The 19,440-nt window shown below is 43.8% G+C and carries 19 protein-coding genes; 14 read left to right on the plus strand and 5 right to left on the minus strand.

Annotation, left to right across the window (positions count from 1 at the left end):
• Nucleotides 1-419: 419 nt before the first annotated feature.
• The gene (gene recG / locus QUB39_RS09150; RefSeq protein ID WP_333260908.1) at nt 420-2,504 is read left to right on the plus strand and encodes an ATP-dependent DNA helicase RecG; all 2,085 of its coding nucleotides are present in this window, start codon (nt 420-422) and stop codon (nt 2,502-2,504) included.
• Nucleotides 2,505-2,920: 416 nt separating this feature from the next.
• Nucleotides 2,921-3,412 carry a hypothetical protein gene (locus QUB39_RS09155; RefSeq protein ID WP_223300929.1) on the plus strand — a complete coding sequence of 164 codons (492 nt, stop codon included), beginning with the start codon at nt 2,921-2,923 and terminating at the stop codon, nt 3,410-3,412.
• Between the two features lie 31 nt (nt 3,413-3,443).
• On the opposite strand, the gene QUB39_RS09160 is transcribed toward QUB39_RS09155, so the two are convergent.
• Complete coding sequence (locus QUB39_RS09160) at nt 3,444-4,448, minus strand: hypothetical protein (RefSeq protein WP_333260904.1); 1,005 nt, start codon at nt 4,446-4,448, stop codon at nt 3,444-3,446.
• 196 nt (nt 4,449-4,644) lie between these two features.
• Here QUB39_RS09160 and QUB39_RS09165 point away from each other — a divergent pair, with 196 nt between their 5' ends.
• From QUB39_RS09165 to QUB39_RS09215, 11 genes are all read left to right on the plus strand, one after another.
• Nucleotides 4,645-5,139 (plus strand): hypothetical protein, encoded by a 495-nt coding sequence (locus tag QUB39_RS09165; protein ID WP_333260901.1) that lies wholly within the window; start codon nt 4,645-4,647, stop codon nt 5,137-5,139.
• 42 nt (nt 5,140-5,181) lie between these two features.
• Nucleotides 5,182-5,433 (plus strand): hypothetical protein, encoded by a 252-nt coding sequence (locus QUB39_RS09170; RefSeq protein WP_333260898.1) that lies wholly within the window; start codon nt 5,182-5,184, stop codon nt 5,431-5,433.
• Between the two features lie 3 nt (nt 5,434-5,436).
• Nucleotides 5,437-6,132, plus strand: a complete 696-nt coding sequence (locus tag QUB39_RS09175; protein WP_333260895.1) for a siphovirus Gp157 family protein — start codon at nt 5,437-5,439, stop codon at nt 6,130-6,132.
• Nucleotides 6,133-6,236: 104 nt separating this feature from the next.
• A complete protein-coding gene (locus QUB39_RS09180) occupies nt 6,237-6,503 on the plus strand; it encodes a hypothetical protein (protein ID WP_333260893.1) in 267 nt (88 codons plus the stop codon).
• Nucleotides 6,504-6,564: 61 nt separating this feature from the next.
• Entirely contained in the window at nt 6,565-7,266 is a 702-nt protein-coding gene (locus QUB39_RS09185; RefSeq protein WP_333260890.1) for a hypothetical protein, read from the plus strand.
• 28 nt (nt 7,267-7,294) lie between these two features.
• Nucleotides 7,295-7,492, plus strand: coding sequence for a hypothetical protein (locus QUB39_RS09190; RefSeq protein WP_015211755.1), 198 nt, complete (start codon nt 7,295-7,297; stop codon nt 7,490-7,492).
• Between the two features lie 2 nt (nt 7,493-7,494).
• Nucleotides 7,495-7,743 (plus strand): hypothetical protein, encoded by a 249-nt coding sequence (locus QUB39_RS09195; protein ID WP_333260887.1) that lies wholly within the window; start codon nt 7,495-7,497, stop codon nt 7,741-7,743.
• A 1-nt stretch (nt 7,744) separates the two neighbouring features.
• The gene (locus tag QUB39_RS09200) at nt 7,745-8,557 is read left to right on the plus strand and encodes a hypothetical protein (protein WP_333260884.1); all 813 of its coding nucleotides are present in this window, start codon (nt 7,745-7,747) and stop codon (nt 8,555-8,557) included.
• Nucleotides 8,530-9,237 carry a hypothetical protein gene (locus QUB39_RS09205; protein ID WP_333260881.1) on the plus strand — a complete coding sequence of 236 codons (708 nt, stop codon included), beginning with the start codon at nt 8,530-8,532 and terminating at the stop codon, nt 9,235-9,237. Before QUB39_RS09200 ends, QUB39_RS09205 begins: the two co-directional genes overlap by 28 nt.
• Nucleotides 9,230-9,961, plus strand: coding sequence for a hypothetical protein (locus QUB39_RS09210; protein WP_333224248.1), 732 nt, complete (start codon nt 9,230-9,232; stop codon nt 9,959-9,961). The genes QUB39_RS09205 and QUB39_RS09210 overlap by 8 nt, the downstream gene beginning before the upstream one ends.
• 22 nt (nt 9,962-9,983) lie before the next feature.
• Entirely contained in the window at nt 9,984-10,814 is an 831-nt protein-coding gene (locus QUB39_RS09215) for a ThiF family adenylyltransferase (protein WP_333224247.1), read from the plus strand.
• 102 nt (nt 10,815-10,916) lie between these two features.
• Here QUB39_RS09215 and QUB39_RS09220 read toward each other — a convergent pair whose 3' ends face one another.
• The 4 genes from QUB39_RS09220 to QUB39_RS09235 form a co-directional block, all read right to left on the minus strand.
• Entirely contained in the window at nt 10,917-12,323 is a 1,407-nt protein-coding gene (locus QUB39_RS09220; RefSeq protein WP_015211749.1) for a nucleotide-binding domain-containing protein, read from the minus strand.
• Nucleotides 12,324-12,341: 18 nt separating this feature from the next.
• Entirely contained in the window at nt 12,342-14,114 is a 1,773-nt protein-coding gene (locus QUB39_RS09225; RefSeq protein ID WP_333260878.1) for an SAVED domain-containing protein, read from the minus strand.
• A gap of 1 nt (nt 14,115) precedes the next feature.
• Complete coding sequence (locus tag QUB39_RS09230) at nt 14,116-14,496, minus strand: Pepco domain-containing protein (RefSeq protein ID WP_015211747.1); 381 nt, start codon at nt 14,494-14,496, stop codon at nt 14,116-14,118.
• Nucleotides 14,497-14,934: 438 nt separating this feature from the next.
• Nucleotides 14,935-15,165 carry a hypothetical protein gene (locus QUB39_RS09235; protein WP_015211745.1) on the minus strand — a complete coding sequence of 77 codons (231 nt, stop codon included), beginning with the start codon at nt 15,163-15,165 and terminating at the stop codon, nt 14,935-14,937.
• 145 nt (nt 15,166-15,310) lie between these two features.
• Here QUB39_RS09235 and QUB39_RS09240 point away from each other — a divergent pair, with 145 nt between their 5' ends.
• Nucleotides 15,311-19,189, plus strand: coding sequence for a hypothetical protein (locus QUB39_RS09240; RefSeq protein WP_333260875.1), 3,879 nt, complete (start codon nt 15,311-15,313; stop codon nt 19,187-19,189).
• The last annotated feature ends 251 nt before the right edge of the window (nt 19,190-19,440 follow it).

The raw sequence follows: 19,440 nt of genomic DNA on the forward strand, positions 1-19,440 counted from the left end.
ACTAAAGTTGGGCGATAAACAAATTGCTTATTTTTACGACGCCCTTTTCGACTTGTTTGAGCAGTAAAACCGTCGCTGCAACCCACCTAAAAACCAAACAATATGCTATTTGGAAAAGAGCTTTTTCCAAACCGGCTTGTCCAAGCCGTGACTCAGACTCTATTATCAGTAGTGTGAAAGAGTGGAAGCGCCACCTTAAAATTATGAATCTACGTCACTTACTTCTGTCGACTGCGCCCTAAATCTTCGTGCAACCAGCGAGAATGGAACTCTGCTTTGTTAGAAGTAATGGAAGGACTAAAAGCAGTGTATCTCCCAACTAAATTCAGCGATTTGCCATTGGTGAAGTGGCTGCTAGCGCAGCATTATGAATGGCTTGCTAACAAAAATTTGAATTTGAGAAATTCCCAACTATCATCATGAAACTGCATTCACCCATTTGCGATCTGCCAGGGTTAAGCCGAAGCAATTACAAAATGCTAGAAAGGCTGGGCCTTGCAACTGTACGAGACTTACTGCTCTACTTTCCCCGTGATTACATCAAGTATCGGCGAGTAAAAATTTATCAGTTGAAAGTAGGCGATTCAGTCACGGTTGTAGGTAAGATTGAACATCAGGAAGTAGTCAGTCCGCCTAAAAATTCTAGGCTAACAATTCAGACTATTATTGTCAAGGACAAAACCGGTAAAATAGCCTGCAAGCGTTTCTTCAACCACCCGTACTACCAATCAAAAAAGTGGAGGAACGAGCAAGCTGCCACCTATGTTGCTGGAGGCATTGTTGCTATATGTGGGATAGTCAAAGCCGATCGCTATTGCGGAATGACATTAACTTCCCCTGAAATCCGATTAATCGGTCTAGACGAAGCCAAGGATACGAAAAATTCAATTATCCCAATTTATCCTTTGACAAAGGGAGTTAGCAACGAAATTGTCCAAGATGCAGTAACCTCAGCTTTGGAATCTGCCAAGCTGCTAAATGACCCCCTGCCGCAGGAGTTCAGACGACAATATAGTTTGATGGAATTACAGAAGGCGATCGCAAACATCCACCAGCCCCCAGACGAAACAAAACTGGAAGCTGCCCGCCGTCGCCTGGTATTTGATGAGTTTTTCTATCTTCAGCTATCGTTTCTCGTGCGTCGCCACCGACTTTTGGCGCGATCGGCTCTTACAAAAATAACTCCTGCTGGTCCTCTAATCCAACAATTTTACTCTCAACTTCCCTTCTCGCTTACCTTCGCTCAACGTAGGGTCATTAACGACATTCTCAATGACATGACTTCCAAAACGCCCATGAACCGACTGGTACAGGGGGATGTCGGTTCTGGTAAAACAGTTGTTGCTGTCGTTGCTATCCTCGCTGCCATCCAGTCTGGCTACCAAGCGGCACTTATGGCACCTACAGAAGTGCTAGCCCAACAGCATCACAGGAAGATTGTGACGTGGTTTGAACGCCTTGGCGTTTCTGTTCAATTGCTGACGGGTTCTACCAAAACCGCCAAGCGCAGAGAAATCCACGCCCAATTAGAGACGGGTGAACTTTCACTATTGGTAGGAACTCACGCGCTTCTGCAAGAGAAGGTCAACTTCAACAAACTCGGTCTGGTAGTCATCGACGAACAGCACAGGTTCGGGGTGCAACAGCGGCAGGATTTACTGAACAAGGGAAATAGACCTCATGTACTGACGATGACCGCGACTCCTATTCCGCGTACTTTAGCACTGACCTTGCACGGGGATTTGGATGTCAGTCAGATTGACGAGTTACCGCCCGGTCGTCAGAAAATTCACACGAAAGTGCTTAATAAAAGCGCTTCAGCATACGATTTAATCCGCCTTGAGGTACTTCGAGGTCGTCAAGCGTACATCATCCTTCCCCTGATCGAAGAATCGGAAAAGCTAGATTTAAGAGCAGCGGTAGCAGAATACGATCGACTCTCAACAGAAATCTTCCCCGAATTTAGCGTAGGATTGCTGCACGGTCGGATGACATCAGCCGAGAAAGATGAAGCGCTCAAATCATTCCGCGACAACAAAACCCAGATACTCGTTTCCACCACTGTGGTTGAAGTGGGCGTGGATGTTCCAAATGCTACAGTTATTTTAATCGACCATGCCGATCGCTTTGGCTTGGCTCAACTGCACCAGTTAAGAGGTCGCGTCGGTCGGGGTTCCCACCGTTCCTATTGTCTTCTGTTAAATACCAGTAAAGCAACAGAAGCTAAGGCACGTCTTGAGGTATTGGAAAAATCTAGCAACGGGTTCTTTATTTCCGAAATGGATTTGCGACTGCGTGGGCCAGGTGTTGTGCTGGGCTATCGCCAGTCGGGAATTTCCGAATTTGCTCTGGCAAATATACTGGATGATGAGGGTTTGCTGAATTTAGCTCGTGAGATGGCAGTAGCGATCGTCAAAAGTAACCCGAATTTAGAGGGACATCCTTTGATGGTTGCAGAACTCAAAAGACGAGGGCTGACAAGTTGGGATTGCACTCTTAATTAATAGGTTTGCTTAGAGGATATTAAAAAATTATGGTGAACAGAGTGCCAGCCCGATCGAGTATGTCAATATATTGGCTCACATCGCAGGGTTTTGCTTCCCTCCTTTCATCAGCAGTTAAATATAGCTTTCTTTAGCTTTTGAAATATCCTCTTAGCTTTTTATGAGAATATTTTTTTACTTAACCTCAAACAATCTATTAACAGATTTTTTATTTCATAGGATATACTTTTAATTATATAATTGTATTTTATAATTACTATTGAGGTCGTATTTTGAACGGTTATCTTATCTACCATCCATCTCGTACTAAATCAGTATTCGATAGCATCGTAGTTTATCACGATTCTATTGTTGGCAATCAAGATCCATACATTTGGAATTGTAAATTCCTGCATTCCTATTGTCACATTACACAAATGTCTTCCATAGTAAATAATATCAATTTTTGGGTCAGTGGCGATACTTTTCCAAATTTTAATAACCTTTATTGTGATTTGGTATTTATTATAAAGGAAAAAACTTACTGGAAAAATGCTAATACTATAGATCGTACCGATGCTACTATTGATACTGATGAAGCATATCTGGATCACTATCGTTGGGCTTGGCAACATCCTTTTAAGCGTCGTCGCAGATTCACCCTTAAAGCTGATCCAGATAACAGCTTTCAGCCACAGAACGCTTTTCAAGAATTAATTGATATTCTTCCTTTTCTGCTCGAACAAGGACTGACCCTACCTGAAATTCGTCGAGGTATGAGAGCGGGCTTTAATTCTAAACCGTTTAGCCTTAATGCTTCTTTGGCAGCTAATCTTTACTCTTGGTTGGATCGAACCGCAGCTATTAAACTTGAGGGAGCTAAGTTACAAAAAATTCGTGAAAACAACCCGCATTTAGCAAGCCTATAAATTTATTGAAAATTTTAGTATAATTCCTTAATTAACAAAAATTATTTCTTATGTAAGAGTTACGAAATTTAGCCTTAGCCATATAAACAGCTTCCTTAACTTTCCATTGTTTTTGGGGCAGTAACTCTTTAACATTTTGTAACTGAACTAATCCTCTATAATCACCTGTAATTTGAGAAACAACTCTAGCGATCGCCTTACAACAACCATCAGGATATTTAACAACTTGCAACTCAGAAAACCGAATCACCACCCAATTTCTTTCTAAGAAAAACTGATTGCGCTGATTATCTTTATTCCTATCCACACAATGATGAGGCTTTCCCGTTCTCCCATCATAAGGTTCATCAATCTCGATATCTATAGCTAAACCAGTCGGTTTATGAACCAAAATAAAGTCAGCGGTGTAACGAAAAGATGTACCGGGTATAGGAAACTCACCACCCATACAGAAGTCATAAAAACCAGAGAAATAACGACATAAGTAAATAAAAAATTGCTTTTCACTTACCCCTTGCTGTACTCCTCCCTTACTCTGACTTGCTGGCTGCTGAATAATTTCTCTTAAAGAAATATTAAGCAGCTTAGATCGCTCCTGCAACAGAGAATTATATTGCTCAGTTTCCTTGCGATTTGGCTGCAAGCGACACAATTGATAACTTTCGTATTTGGATAATTGTTGTTGGTAGTCAGCCAGTCGTTGCTTGTAGCGATCGCGCACTTGAAAATCAACAAACCGCAGATAGGAAAAAGTCGCCACTACACTCACTGACGAACACGTCAGCGATGACCAGAAAGCCATAACACTCATGCCAAACAGCCAGTTAACCAACATTACTACCGCAACACTAGCTATCCAAAGTTGAATTACCAGAGAATAACGAGAATTATTGGAAACTGGCGGTCGCGGCGGAAAAGGCATTTTTTTTGTAGAAGAAGCACTTTCTTCCAAAATAGGTATCGGGTTATCCGCGCAGAACTGACGAATTGAATCAGGGATAAGAATAACTGGATAAAAGCCTCTTATTTGGCTCATAATTATGCTTTTTGTAGGCGATGTACAAGCTAAAATTATGTATATTTTCAGCCTTTAACTTACTAAATATGCGCGTCGTATCCCATCAGTCCAAGGAATTATACACACCTCTACCTAATTTCCGATGTCATCGACTTATAAATGGGCTAACGCCCACCTTTTTGGGTGAAAATAATAATTTGCTACGCCACTACTTATGCCTACAACTCAGCCCAATAATACACAAAAAATTGCCACAGACCGTCTCAAATCCACGCGGGAAAAACTGACTAGAAAAATCAAATTGGCATTGAAGACTGCAACACCAGAAGAAACTCTGGAAGTGTGGATGCTAATGAAACGGCAGGAACTCAAAAGAACGACTCCTGGGTTATCGGAACAGCAGATGGAAAGCGTCGTGCGATCGCTAATCTTAGAACTCGGCTATGACATCATCGCTACCTCAACTGCCTCACCTGCTGCTGCATGGCAAGAGCCAGAACTCCAGACAAACGAAAGCGAAGTGGACGACGCGGATGAAGATAACGATGCTGATTTCACTAACGACGATCTTGAAGGCGACGAAGATAACTTTTCAGAAGAATTATCAGATGTATCTGAAGAAAAACTTCCTTCTCGCAAGCAGCGGGTTCCTGCTTTGAAAAAAGTAGAAAGCTTAAGGGCTTCTACGCGAAATGGAAAGCACTATTAAGCATTGTTGAATTTGAAATCATAGACGAGGTTTTAGACAACCGTGTCCCTACAACAATGTGAAGATGACGACACAAGAAATACACTCATTTCCTACACTAATACTTCTTTGCTGGGAAGAGTGGATTTCAAATCCGACTCCCTAGAACTTATCCCAGAGACGGAAATTTTGGAAGTAGGCGATGAAAGCATTGACTCTCATAGTTTGGAAGACGAACTTACGCCAGGAACGCTAGACATACTCGCTCACATTGAAACTTTTGATGAGTATTTTCATTGTTGCGGAAGGTGGTAACTAATGTATTTAGCCAAAGATTTGTTAGCCAGATATTCGATACAAGCAGTCGAACTCTGGAATCAATTGGAAACTGCTGAAACTCCCGAAGAAGAGGAGGCTATTCTCAAAGAAATCTGGGAAAACCAGACAAACCAGGAAATTGCTGCTGACACGCAAGCCGAACTAGCAGATCAACTAGATGCTGAAATTTGTGCCGTCAAAGCACGCTTAAAACATTTAGTAGAACTGCATACTGAGGCAATTGAACGACTGGAACGTTGGCGCAGCAGTCTGGATAAAACCCTGCTACAATTTCATTCAATGGGAGTAATTCCCACAGAGATTGTGGGGATCTCGCGTCACATCCGACTCAAGGAAAATCCGCCAAGTTGCGAAGTATTAATCAATCCTTGTGAATTGCCAACAGAGTACCGCACGGAAAAGCTAGTTGTTACACCCAACAAACGCAAAATCGTAGCTGATTGGAAACAAGGCATTCCCGTTGATGGCACTCGAATTGAGCGTAAACTCAGAGTTGAATACGGAATAGTACCATCAAATCTGACCTCTGCAACTGAGGTAATTTCTAATCGTGCTGCTGCACCAAATACTCAGGAGAATCATTCAACTATAACACAAAATAGTAGGCGAAAAGAAAAGGCGATCGCTAAAAGCGTTGATGGTTCTAACAAGAAGATGAAAGCACGAGTCGGCTAGGGTAAATCTTCAGACAAGCGTGGGAGGTTTAACTAACAGCAGATAGTTGTTATATCGCTATCTGCTAAACCCTTTTTTTGAAGTAATTTAGGACAGCTTAATCCATGAATAAAAAAAACAACCATTCCTTTGACATTTCAACATTTGACACAATTACCTACCGGATTCATCGAGGGAAACTTGCCATCTTAATTGAGGATGGAGACAACCGCCTCGATATATCGTTTCCCATAAAAGATGGGCGATTATTCGTCCTCCTTGGTTCTATAAGAGCCGCTGTAGCTGAAGCAATGACCGATTACTTGGAAGTAGAAGCCTACGGAGATGAGCCGCTACTATTATTAAGTGGATCTTTGAATAAGTTTAATTAATACCAATAAGGGGGCTAACGCCCATAAGTAGTATGACAAGCTATTAAATAGCATAGCCAAAATGAAATGGTTGACACCAGAAGAGGCCGTCGCGGCTGCTAATTTATCGGTAACGAGCGAAGAGTTAATTGAGTATACAATTCAACCCGAAGATGAAGAAACAATAGAGGAAAGATTCCAAAAGATTGGACTGCTATTTGACCGCGACCGCTGGCAAGCCAAAAAACATTATCTAGGTCTACTCTCGCCAGCTAAAGTTAAAAAACCAGTCGCTACTGAATCATCAACCTCTGCAAGCGATTCAGAATCAATAGATGATGATAACTGGGCAGAGGAAGATGAAGAAAATGCTGTCTCTGAAACTGAAGAATCCCACAATTTACAATCAGAACATCAAGAAGAACCTTATATCTTAGAGAAATGTACTGTCGAAGTGCACCTGACATTTAAACCAGATGACGGCCATCCAGACGGACGAATTGTAATTATTTCCGCAAGTAGTCACAGAGACTTTCCAGTTAGCGAAAAGATAAGAGAGTCATCATTGGGAGAATTACCGCCACCTCTCAAAGAACTGCTGAAGGAACTTGTAGCAGATTTTCCTAATTGCCAAGTGCGGCGACAGATTGCTAATGCTCGCAACCAAAAGAAAAGAAGCGCTAACCAAAAGAAATCTGGAAGCGAAGCAAGTAGCACCACTACGTCTACAACTTCTACAGAGTCTAAAACTACGGGAACACAACTGACCTTATTTGGGATTTGAACAACATACCTACTTTTGGGATAAAAAAATGACTTCAAAAAAGAAAGTTCTAATTTCCTTCGAGGGACAACAGCATCCTGTTGATGAGGAAATAGCAAATGATGATAACGAACTCCGCAAATTGCTCACAACTTATTACCCAGATTGCGCTAACGCCGACATCATTAGAAAACCTGGAGAATTGATTACAGTAGCCAAACGCAACGGCTCTAAAGGAGTAAAATAACCATGAAAATGACTCCTTTAGAATTCCTCATCAATGCACCAGAAGAAGTCAATCCCGCACTATCTATGTGCCGGAAACTACAACGGTTAGAGCTTTCTGGCGAACTCGATAGCACGACTATGAAAGAAATGGTAAAAGCTATTGAGTTAGCTATTTCAAAAGGGACAGACGACGTGAGAGCAGTTGAGCAAACCAAGGAACGACTGTTAAATAGTCGCTCTGTAGCTGGTGCAGTTCCAATGGGGTTTTAATATGGCTGCAATTTGGAATGCTAAATCCGCTCTGCAAATATTACAGCAGTGCCAACCAATCATCAATTTTAAATCAGCAACCGATTATTTGTTAGATAAACTGAACACCTATCAGCTACTCAGTCTTTATCAACAATTGTTTCCTTTGGAATGGGAAAAAAGCCAAGCGGAACTCTATTCGGAAGATGAAAATCACAGTCCGAAGGAATTGGAGTTTATTTCGCTAGTTAACGAACATTTATTTCCGATTGACGACATAATTTTAGAGGGCGCTTATGAAGAGCGCCTCTATCAAATTCCTGTCTCACCCAAAGGAGTAGACTGGCAAGACCATGAAGAAGGAATTGACGCATTGCGAAGCGGATGGCAGATATTACTGCCGCTTTCGCAGTCAGGTCGGTGGTGGTTGGAATCCGTAGCAGGCGATGAAGGAAGATCGTGGTACGAATGTACGTTTGGATACAGCTTGAAAGACATTGCACATCCCGAAAAAACTAACTTCAAACTTCTCAAGAGATTAGCCCGTCGCGTTGCACCTCCTATCAGCGATTTGCCTACAGCCTTAGCACTCCTTGACTTAGAAACAGGAAATATTTGGCTAGACCAAAGTGTTTGCTGTGAAAGTTACTGGAATCATAATTTTGAATCAAGACCCTGGACAATTGAAGACATTAAATTCCTAGCAAGTGAATGGAAAAAAGCTAGTCAGCTACTAGATAAAGCCGGCGAATTGATTGACTGGATTGAATCTGAGCCTAACACCAATTTCTCACACCTCTTAGCATTATGGAATCTGACATTGCATCTGAAATAATTCGAGAGGTACTGGAGGTAGCCCCCCGAAAATTGTCCACTATTCAAGCCGAACTTCTCTTTATTGAGGGCGGTACTTACATTTTTCACTATCAATCGGGGGACAGTTCCAAGTACAAATGCCTGTCTCCAGCAACTCTGCGAGCAGCTTTTGCCAATACACCCATTGATTCGGGTTGGATAAACCCTGATTCGGGGATAGTACGTTGGGGAACTGGCAGCGCCGGGGAATGGACAATCAAATTCGTGCTACCTCAGAAACACGAAATAAATTTGTTGGAATCTAAGCACTTGGTTTGTTTACCAGCATTGGTGTTCTTGGGGTTGAAATCTGATTACTGGGTTTGGGCAATTAAAGGCTCTAAATTTGACCCGGAAGCAGATGCTTTTCACGTTCCGCTGCCCAACGTCTATTTGCATTCCTATCAACCCTGTGGACGCATCTGCTGGGGAGATAATAAACCGCCTGTAGCTTCGCCCAATACTATTAAAAAAGCTTGGGAATTGTTCATCTCTAGTCCCTTCAACGGACATTTGAGTGATGGCAAATCTAGGGCGCAACCCAGTGACGTGCGCTTGCAGCTCGAAAAAGCAGGTAAACGTTCATCTTACCCAGTTAAAGATTTAGTCAGCACGAACCAAACGATTGCCAAATTAGTTTCAGCAATAACTGATGATTGAACCACGTAAACAGAATCACTACAACTTAGAATTTGTCGATTATAAGATTGTCAAACTCGGAGACAATCTGCCGTTTCACTCTAGCAGTATGTTCGAGTATTTAATTGGCAGCAATGGCATCTTTGTTAGAGCGGTTAGACAGGGGTTAGAAGTGATAATTCCGGTGGAAATTTTTACCGCGTCAATCAGAGGATTAGAACCGATTGAGCCTTTAGTCCGATTAACTCCCGGACGAATCCCTCAGCAGATACTCATCCAAATGTGGAAAGAAAGTTGTATCGCCGCGCTTGCAGAACCACCGTTAGAAATCACTTTCCACATTCATCAGGAACAAGGACAATGGCGACTCGTAATTCCAGAGCAAACGCAAAGTTCTGCTAAATGTAGAGCAATTGAATACGGTTTAGATTCTTCGTACATTAACGCCACTGTAGAGGTACATTCGCACAATCGGATGGCAGCTTTCTTCTCAGGTGCAGATGATGCAGATGAAGGGGGTTTCCGCATTTTCGTAGTTTTAGGGAAAGTGACTGAATCGAGCGCTGAAATTATTTGCCGCGTGGGAGTTTATCGACAGTTCTGGCACGTTCCGGCTGACTGGATATTTGAATTACCGAGTTTCATTGTAGATGTCACAGTTGGTGGAAAAAAAGACGATTTGATTGAGAAATTCTACTCCTGTTCTGTTGCGCCATCTTTGTTAGATGACCCAATCGAATTGTAAACAAGATTTGGAGATTTACCCCATGTTTAATTATGATTATTTGGAAGCTTCGCCTCTGATTGTCAGACAAGCTGATTCGATAGATTTTTGGCTTATTGGGGCGGGAGGAACTGGTTCCTGGCTGTCGTATCACATTGCGCGACTGGCACGGAGTTTGGGTAAGTCGGGGAAAAAGGTGCAATTTGCGATCGCAGATCCCGATCGAGTTGAATTCGCCAACATCAGCAGGCAAGCTTTCTGCGATAAGGAAATCGGACTGCCCAAGGCGCAGGCTCTAGCGTTGAGATACTCTATCGCTTGGGGAGTTGACACGACGGCTTTCGTGCAGGAATTTGACCCCAAGCTAATCCGCTACGCCTACGACAAACTGACCATCCTGGTGGGGTGCGTGGATACAGCAGCCGGGAGAGCGGCAATTAATCAGGCTCTGGAGTTAAACCAATTTTACAGCCGTTCTGAAATTCCCCGCGTGTGGTATCTCGATTGCGGAAATCATGCAGCAGCGGGACAAATTTTGCTGGGCAGTTCTTTGGAAACTGACCCGGACTTCTATAATTTTGGGGTACTGGGATGTGCTAGGCTGCCATCTCCGGTGCTCCTGGCTCCTGACCTTTTGAAACCGAAACCTGAAGAGTTGACAAATAACCTATCTTGTGCTGAGATGGCAGTGCTGAATGTGCAGAGCGAGAGCGTGAATGTTCGAGTGGCGGCTGAGGCGGCGGATTATTTGTACCGGATGGCTGCGGGCAATCTCAAGCGGTTTGCGACCTATTTTGATTTGGAGAGTGGGACGGCGCGATCGCTTTACATTACCCAGCATTCGGTCTGTGTGGCACTAAAATCTAATGCTTGAGTTCAGCATCCGTCATCGACCTCACCCCAACCAATGATCCAATGGAAAATTTTCGATTAGGGGGTGCGACATCTTACCTCGTTTGAGGTTAGTAGGAACTTTTTAGCCAAATCCACGATTGGAACTACCCGAAATCCTAGAATTACCGCTTGCTGTGATCTTTACAATGTGTACCGCCTGCGCCATAACTCGACCCTCCTTCTTAATTTGACAGGTCATGCGGTGAGTACCTTTAAAGGCAGTGCTTGTCCAAATTGTGGTTCCGCTATCACTGCTTTCCCAGTAAAGCTGCTTCGCCTCACCTGCCTCGTCTCCTTCGTTATCAACAATCCATTGCACGCTGTAGAGGGGGAGGGGTGGGACATTTGTTGATATGACTGAAAATTTGAGTGCAACGCCTTTAGGTAAAACAGAGCTTCCACTCAAGTACTGTTCATAAATTGGGCCATTCTCACGCTTGGCAAGATCGCAGCGAACTGTAACACTGTATCCTGTTACAGCACTTAACTCAGCCTTGATTGTACCTTTAGTGCTTTCTTTTTTCGCCCAGAATTCATGATTAAAAATCCAGTCCCAAGCAAAACGCGCCTTCTCTCTCGTACACTTTGACTCGTCAAATAACACGCTAAGTTTACTGATTGCAGTATCGAGTCGATCCCGAAGTCGAGTGACTTGGTTTAATACTTCAGTTTTGCCTGTCAGTTCCTGTGAAGTATCGACTGGATTGTATACGTGGCAAGAGGCTTTTAGTCGATTACGTAATGCCACCATAGTGTTGTACAAGGCAAGGTCATCGCGCTCGCTGTTCGCTGTGTAAATACCAGACTCGGCTACTAGTGCTGACACGATCATGCCACCGGGTAGACTCCAAGAAGTTCGTGAGCGACAGAACCGTTTTAGAAATCGCACAATGCGGCGCATTTGCCCATCTTCAACTTTAGGATAGTAACCGAGAGTTTGACTGGCCTTCGGGCTTAGTGTCGCAACACATTTACTAAACCAGTCGTTAACCTCCATTGGATCTCGCCGTTTCCACTCGGTGCTGGCATGCTCAATACGCTTTATACCGAGGTTGTCTATATAGGTGCGGTAGATTGCAAAGTCGATATGGTAGCCTTCTGCATACCAAATCGTAACTGCATTAGTACGTGATTCTGGTTCCTTTGTGAAATTAGTGCAGCGTTTGCATAACGCATCACGTACACGCTGCCGTGCTTTAAGCGGGTCTTCAGGTATCTCATCTTTATGGAAAATTAGTGAAACGTCAATATCGTAGTCATTGTCACCCTTCGGATCTTGGTTGAGAGTATGCATTGCATACCCACCTTGGTTCTTCCAGTCATAAGGATGTGAGTGCGGACGACCAGTTTCTTTAGCAAGATCGTTTAAACCATTTTTTAGTCGGGTGATATTTAAGTCTCGATAAGTTGCAAGTTGCTGTCGTCGTATTGTTCCAAGACGAACATGGGTGTCATAAAAAATTTGTAAGTCGTCAGAGATGTCGTACATGAATATGTGAAATTACTCTTAGGTATCATGGATGAGCAACTTAGTCGAAATGACCCTAGATTCAGGTGAATCAGCACTATTAATCTTAACACCCCAGGCATACCGTGGACTTGTATGAGATGTGTAGTTGTAGACGATAACCTGGTGATGGATCGTTCGGCTGATTCGGCGTCCGAGACTGAAGCCAAGGCTAACTGGTCCAGAATAAAAGATATGCACAATAAGTGACTTGTCAACGCGGGTATGCAAATCATCAAGGACTTGCCGGAAAGCGTTACAGACTTCCTTTACCTGACTGTAATGGGTGATCGCGTCAATACGTCGCTTACCTATCTTAATCTGTATATCTTCATAGGGCTGAGGCACTACATCGTCCACATCATTTTTGGTAATGTCAAACGAAATGGCGATTCTAATGGCAACGGCAACAGCATTTGCTGGACGTGAGATATTGCTAACGCTTAGGTCAAGTTTTGGACTATCATCACCAGCCAACTCATACCAACAATTTACATCGCGATCCAATTCAAATAACGCAATCCTAGGCCAGGTTGAGACAGCATAACCAGCACAGAACTGAAGTGGAATGTGAACAATGCCATAGTAACCAATTACTGCTTCTGGATTGGCTTGAAATACCACTAAAAAATCGTTTATGAGATTGTTATTCTGTTGTACAGCACTAATGGGGTCGCAAACGCCGTTTGTGAAGAAAGATGATAGGTAAAACTCGATATGTTGAATTTTGTAATGCCGAAAATGAGCAGGTAAGGACTCCTCCGAAATACGAACTGTTAATAGTTCAAATGACTGATGACGGATTGCAAAGAAAGTTCCTACTGGATGCTGAACATCAGTCTTACCAGAGCCATATCCGGCAGGTACAACACGGGCTAAGCGTTCAATCCCTTCAATTGCTTTTGAATTAGTTGGTGAAACAGCTAGTACGCGAATCCATAGTTGTTTTGCAAGTTGGAAGTTTTGCTGAACTTCAGCCAGAAGAGCATCGTTTTCCAGTGTCACGATGTCAGTAAGATTAGCTTTGCGAGGCAACAAAATGAGGTGGTACTTAGTTGGTGGTTCGACTACACCATAAGGAGTTTGCTGAACCTTTCTGTATTGTTGGGTCAGGCTAGGAACCCTTTGCCTTAGACGTTGATAGAGCCGTTCAACGGTCGCACAGTTGCTTTCTCCTTCAATTTTTAGTCCCTCCAACAGGGCATAGGTGAATGATCCATGTTGTAGTTCATTAATCTCATAGGAAGATTCCCCTGGGCTACAGGAGAACAAGCTAATGACACCTTGCTGCTTTTCTTGCCCAAAGCCCACACCATCTCTTTGCCCGTTTCCGCTTCGACAAGCATCAATTAGCATAACAACGTTATCGGCACCACTGCGTCGCAGGCGTTCACTAACGTACTGCAATGAAATGCCACTACTCTCAACATCACCAGGATCAACATCTATCGGCATCAGATAGTCCCGATCTTTATGACGTTTTCCATGCCCTGCAAAGAAGAACCACAAGTTATCGCCTGACTTCAAAAATGACTCTTCAAACCGCACTCGAAAGAAACGATTTAAAGTTGTGTAAGTAGGATGAGAGTCCAGATCGGAACCGTAGTCTTGCTTTATAGGCAAGGAATCATCAGCAAAGTGATAAACAGTCTGGATATTGAGTTCTTGCCGGAAAAATACTTGCATTGCCTCGGCATCAAATTTGGCGTAGTTGAGTGATTGCAAGTTGCGATAACCATTGATACCGATCGTAATTGCCCAGTTTTGTCCCATTTCAACTGTTTGTAGTAGTTCGCTTGAACTTAAGCTTAATTGCCCCTTTGTTCCCCAATTTTCCGCTATTGCCTAGGATGCTTACCTGCCCTTCACCATTGATTTCAACGGATAGTTCGACTTCATCTAGTTGTAGTCCATTTTGTTGGTTAGCCTCAGTTGAAATATCACCTAAGACCTTCAGCAGTCCATTCATTTGAACTTTTAGAGCCGCTGCATCCAATGGAACTCGCTGCTGGACGGTCGTCTTTATTTGTTCTTTCACTCGCTGACCAAAACCACCCCCAGTATCATCGCTACTCCGCTGTCCTTGGAGAATTTCAACACTTTCAGTGGTCTCTACTTCAGTCACAATCCAAATTTGAGATGAATCGTCTGACATGCTTTTAATTCCAAAATTTTTCTTCTATTCTATCTTCGCTGAAATTAAGACACTGTACTTTAAACTAAGAAATAAAAGTAAGGCCTTATGTGATTGGCACTAATACACCAGTAGCAAACAATTGAGCAATTGAAGACAGATTGCTTAAATCAAACCCATAAATAAACCCTTTCTATGTAACTAGGGTCAGCCTGAATTCGCTCATCAAAGTTCATATTCTCCCATTCTACAATAACCTTCCCCGGCCTATCCATCAAATCTGGTGGATCGCTAGGAGGGTGCAAGGACGGGTAACAGTCGTCAACATTCCCACCCCAACCGCTCGCCCAATGGAAAATTTTCCATTGGGCATAGCCAAACCAAGAGGCCATATCAGGGCGGCTACCGCCGCCCCATCGGACCAAACACCCCATGCCTCTGCTATGTGTCCCCCTACGCCTAGACCCTATCGATATATGTAGGGTCAGCCTGAATTCGCTCGTCGAAGTCCATATTCTCCCATTCTTCAATAACCCTCCCCGGTCTGTCCATCAAATCCGCAGGAGCACTGCTGGGACGCACGAATGGGTATTTATCCTCATCTTCAGGAGCGATCGTCAATTCCACCAGCTCAGTATCTTCATCTTCAAACAGAGCCGGATTAACAATTGTATCAACCTTTAGTTCCATTTCAATCACCTCAAAAACACTTCCAACGGTCAACACTTGACCGAGTTTCAACCTGTTAAGGCTTAGATAGACTTTTCTTACCTGCCTTACCAACTGTTTCAACAATTCCTATTATAACACCTCGTTTCTAGGGAGAAATCAACTCATGGTCGCCACAGTTGTTACCGAACAAGGACTCAAGATTCCCGTTTTTGATGCCGCTTACACTGATGCCAAAGGTCGAAATGTAGGAAAATTTTTCAACAACCCAGAAATCCTGCGGCACTCGATTTTGCAAGCAATGTTTCAACCAGAGGAACTGAAGACATTAATGATTGTCAAACTTGACAAATCCAATCCAGATCCTAGCCAATTACGCGCCAGCATCCATGACCCAGAAGACGGCATCAAGCGACGCATGATATTTCAATCTGGAAACAGCTATTATTTTGGCGACGAAACCCTAGCCAAAAAGATAGGAGACTTATTCGTAACCGAAAAAGACACCGCCTGTCGCTACGGTTCCCTCCTAGTCAGCACTTGTATGTCCGGCGTATCAGAATGCGACAACCTGCGAGTAAAAATTGTTGATTTCACCGACCCCCAATATGCTAAATATCGAACCGGAGACTGTCACGGTGCAATCAGTTCCGAATTACTCAAAAGCATCGGCGGCGAGAAAAATCGAGCCAGCCAATTCCGTTTCGCTTGGCTACGCAGTTGGAATTCAGAAAATACAGAATCCTCACCCCAAGTCAGCTTTTTGGCTAAAGGAACCCTCCGTCCCGATGACAATTTACTCGGCTCAGTAGCCGACTCTGAAGGTAACAAACCTCAACTTATTTTAGACCGTTCCAGCATCAAAGGCATCAATAAAAAACAACTCAAAGAACTCATTCCTTGTGGCGATTACGAATTACCAAAAGCCATCCTTGGAAACCGCAAAAACAGTCAAATCGGCATCACCCAAACAAGCTGGCAGTCTACTGGAGTTTGGTTCGACGAAGAAGCCCAAAGGCAAGACTTAGTACCAACAACTAAAGCCGAAGCCCAAAGACTGGCAGCACTGCAACGCGACCCCATGAAATTGCGCCAAGCGATGATTGAAGATCATGACAAGCGCGAAGCATTTTTAGCGCGTTTGAATGAAAAAAAACTCAAAGAACAGCAGGAAAAACTATCAACTACAATTGACGACGAAATTAACGGTGACAGCGAGGAAAGTACCGAGGATAAAAAGCGGGAAAGACAGGACATCCAGATGCTCAAAGCCGATAAATTTGGACTGATGATAGGCAGTCCCGAATTCACCAATATGGCAGAAAGGTGGCTGGCATCCAAATGGCGAAATCTGGCAACCAGGGGAGCTTTATCAATGACTTCTGCAATGGCTCTACCCTGCGAAGATTTACCCAAAGGCACGGTTTGCGCTAACCATTTAGAAGAAGGAGAATGCGTTCAAGGTCGATTCCCAATTCTCAACAAAGATGGTCTGAGGATATATCAAAATGTACACGCAAAAAACCTGGAAAATATTCCAGAGGAAACCCGTGCTGTCATGTCGAAAATCAAAGGGGTAATTTGGTTCAATCCCAAAGACTTAGAAAAGTTCCATCAAGGAGACTTTGACGGTGACGAACCGTTTGGCATCGAATCTCGAAAAATCCCTCAAATTGCCCAACAAATCTTACCAGCACAAGACGGATTATTTGACTTCGGAGAAGTGGTACAAGCGGAGAAAGTTCCCTATACTAAAGCTCGGTATCGAGAAAACGACCCCGAAGTCAGAGAAGGTAAAGTTAAAGCAGGTCAGCGCAAATTTACTACCCTAGAACAAATTGGAGTTGCCAGCTCTCAAAATGAAGTCGGAATCGTCGCCTTAGCCATTGGCAAAGTAGCAGCAGCACTCCCCAACCCCGGCGAAGATGAAAAGCTATTTCTCAAGCAGCAAAAGCGATTTATCGCTGCTCTCAGCATCATGGAACAGTACGAAGTTGACTACCAAAAAAACTCGCTGCGGGGTAAAGATGCCAAAGAAGTGAAAGAGAAAACAAATCTAAATCCCGACACTTTACTAGAAAAAGTAGATGAATGGTGCGAGAAACACAAAAGCTGCACTTACTTTTTCCAGTACAAAGGAGACGATCGACTGTACAAACAATTTCCCATGCCCGCCGACTTTCCCAATGCTGTTTACGTCCTAGCCAAAGAAGCCGTTAACCCTTATTGGGAACAGACGCGGCTCATCCACCGCAACCGAGATGAATTTCAGCACATTCTTCCCCCAATTCCGGCTCATTTAATCGTGCCGAAAGACAATCGCCAGCAACTGGATGCAGCAGGCATTGAGTATGAAAAAGAAGGGAAGGAATTGCACGTTTCCTATGAGTACAAAAATGCCTTAGTAGAGAGAGGAATCCAGTACCGACACAGCAAAGAAAATGACCTGCATTGGGAAGAAAACGAATTACAATGGGCGAAAGACCTGGTGCAGCGCTTTCAAGAGGACAAAAGTATTATCTACGATCGCACTGGCAGCGATATCAAAGCTCGAAAAGAGGAAATGGGCAAACTTTATGACAGTTATCGAGCGGAGATTGACGAAATTTGGGATACTCCTGAAAGAAAAACCAGGGCTGCTCATGCCTTATTCCAAGCTACCCACACTTCCGATAACCTGAGCAAACACCGGACAATTTGCCAGAAGGTAGCAGAGGATTTGGAAATTACCTTTTCCCTACAAGAAGACTACGAATTGGTCCACGAAGCCTTACCGCGAGATGTCTACGTCCTGCAAGTTCCTTTCCAGAAAGTGAAAACTAAAGACGGCAGAACCATTGACCTTCCTAACCAATGGAAAGACGCACTCGATAGCAAAGGGATTGAATATGAAGCTACTGCTCATCCCGAATTGCCGTTAGTTGAATTCGCCTTCAAAAACTTACCCCAGAGCATGGTGGCGAAACTAGATGGCAAATATGGAGATAATTCCAACGACCATATCGACACCGACTCTTTGAAGGTAACAAACTACTCCGGTAATGAAACCAGACTCCTCATCGTCCCTCCCGTCGATTGTCGGTGGATTGAGTCTCAAGATAAAGCAGGTAGAGGCGCACTTGTCTACAAATTATTCATGGATGAAATCTCCGATGCTTTGTCAAATTATCGGGTAAATCAAATAGAAGTAGTCAATGTCAAACATCCCGATAACGATTACTCAGAGGAAGATTTCTCCAAGTCAAAATGGAAGGATCGGAAAGTAACTCTGCAAGTGGGAACGATAAACTTACCTCCCACTCACGAGAAATATTACCGATTTCAAGGCACTCCCATTATCCAGTTGGACGGGAAAAACTTGGGAACATTTTCCCCTGAAAGTCCTAAATTTCCCCCTGGAACCACTTTTGAGGCGACGCTTTCCCCCGACAAAGGCGGCAGGTCGGTTATGCTGAAAGTCGATCGCGAATCGATTCGGTTGCCTGAAACTCAATTGCCATCGATCGATTCACCTGAAGTATCTCAGACTTCTGATTTGGCGAAGCCTGCGGGAAACGCGATTCGCTCAGCGATCCGCCCAAACGGAATCGCTCAAAACAGTAGCACGTACCAACCGCCAAAATTCCAACAAGAACCTGCTTCAAAACCAGAAACGGCAGTTAATAACGGAAAGGGCGACACCACTAACGCTAAAGCTGAAAACTGGCGGCTTTCTCTGCAAGACACGCTCTTTAGCGTCGTGTCGGAAACATACAAGCAACGGCGATCGCACCTTCCTTCCGATAGTACCCAACACTTCAAGTTTGGCGACAACCAATGGACGGCTTACGTGCAGCCGAACGGGGATTGCTTTGTCAGAAATGAGTCCAAGCGCACCGTGTTTAAGGCTAACGTTCACACCGGGGACGTTCAAATTCCCCTGACAGAGCAAGCAGCGGCTCGTTTTCAAGAGATGATTGTAGAACGGGAAAAAGATTTGGCCCAGTCCCGAACTACTCTCATGCCTGCGACTGAATCGAAACCGAGGGAGTTGGAAATGGTTTAATCGAGTGGGGGTGGCTGGGTTTTATATCGTTTCCGGTTGGATGGGAATGATAAAGTCAAGGTCAATAATTCCACATTCCCCCACGAACCGCGGACCACGGACCATCATTCCGGTGTAACCGGAATTGATATTAGGGGGCGATCGCCTAGGAGTCAATGGAAAATTTTCCATTGACTTCTGTTGTACGCACAGCTAAAAGTATGTTATGGATTATACTTAAACCACTTTTTACCCTCGTCCTAGACGAACGC

It is taken from the genome of Microcoleus sp. AT8-B5, from assembly GCF_036705565.1.
Classification (GTDB): Bacteria; Cyanobacteriota; Cyanobacteriia; order Cyanobacteriales; family Microcoleaceae; genus Microcoleus.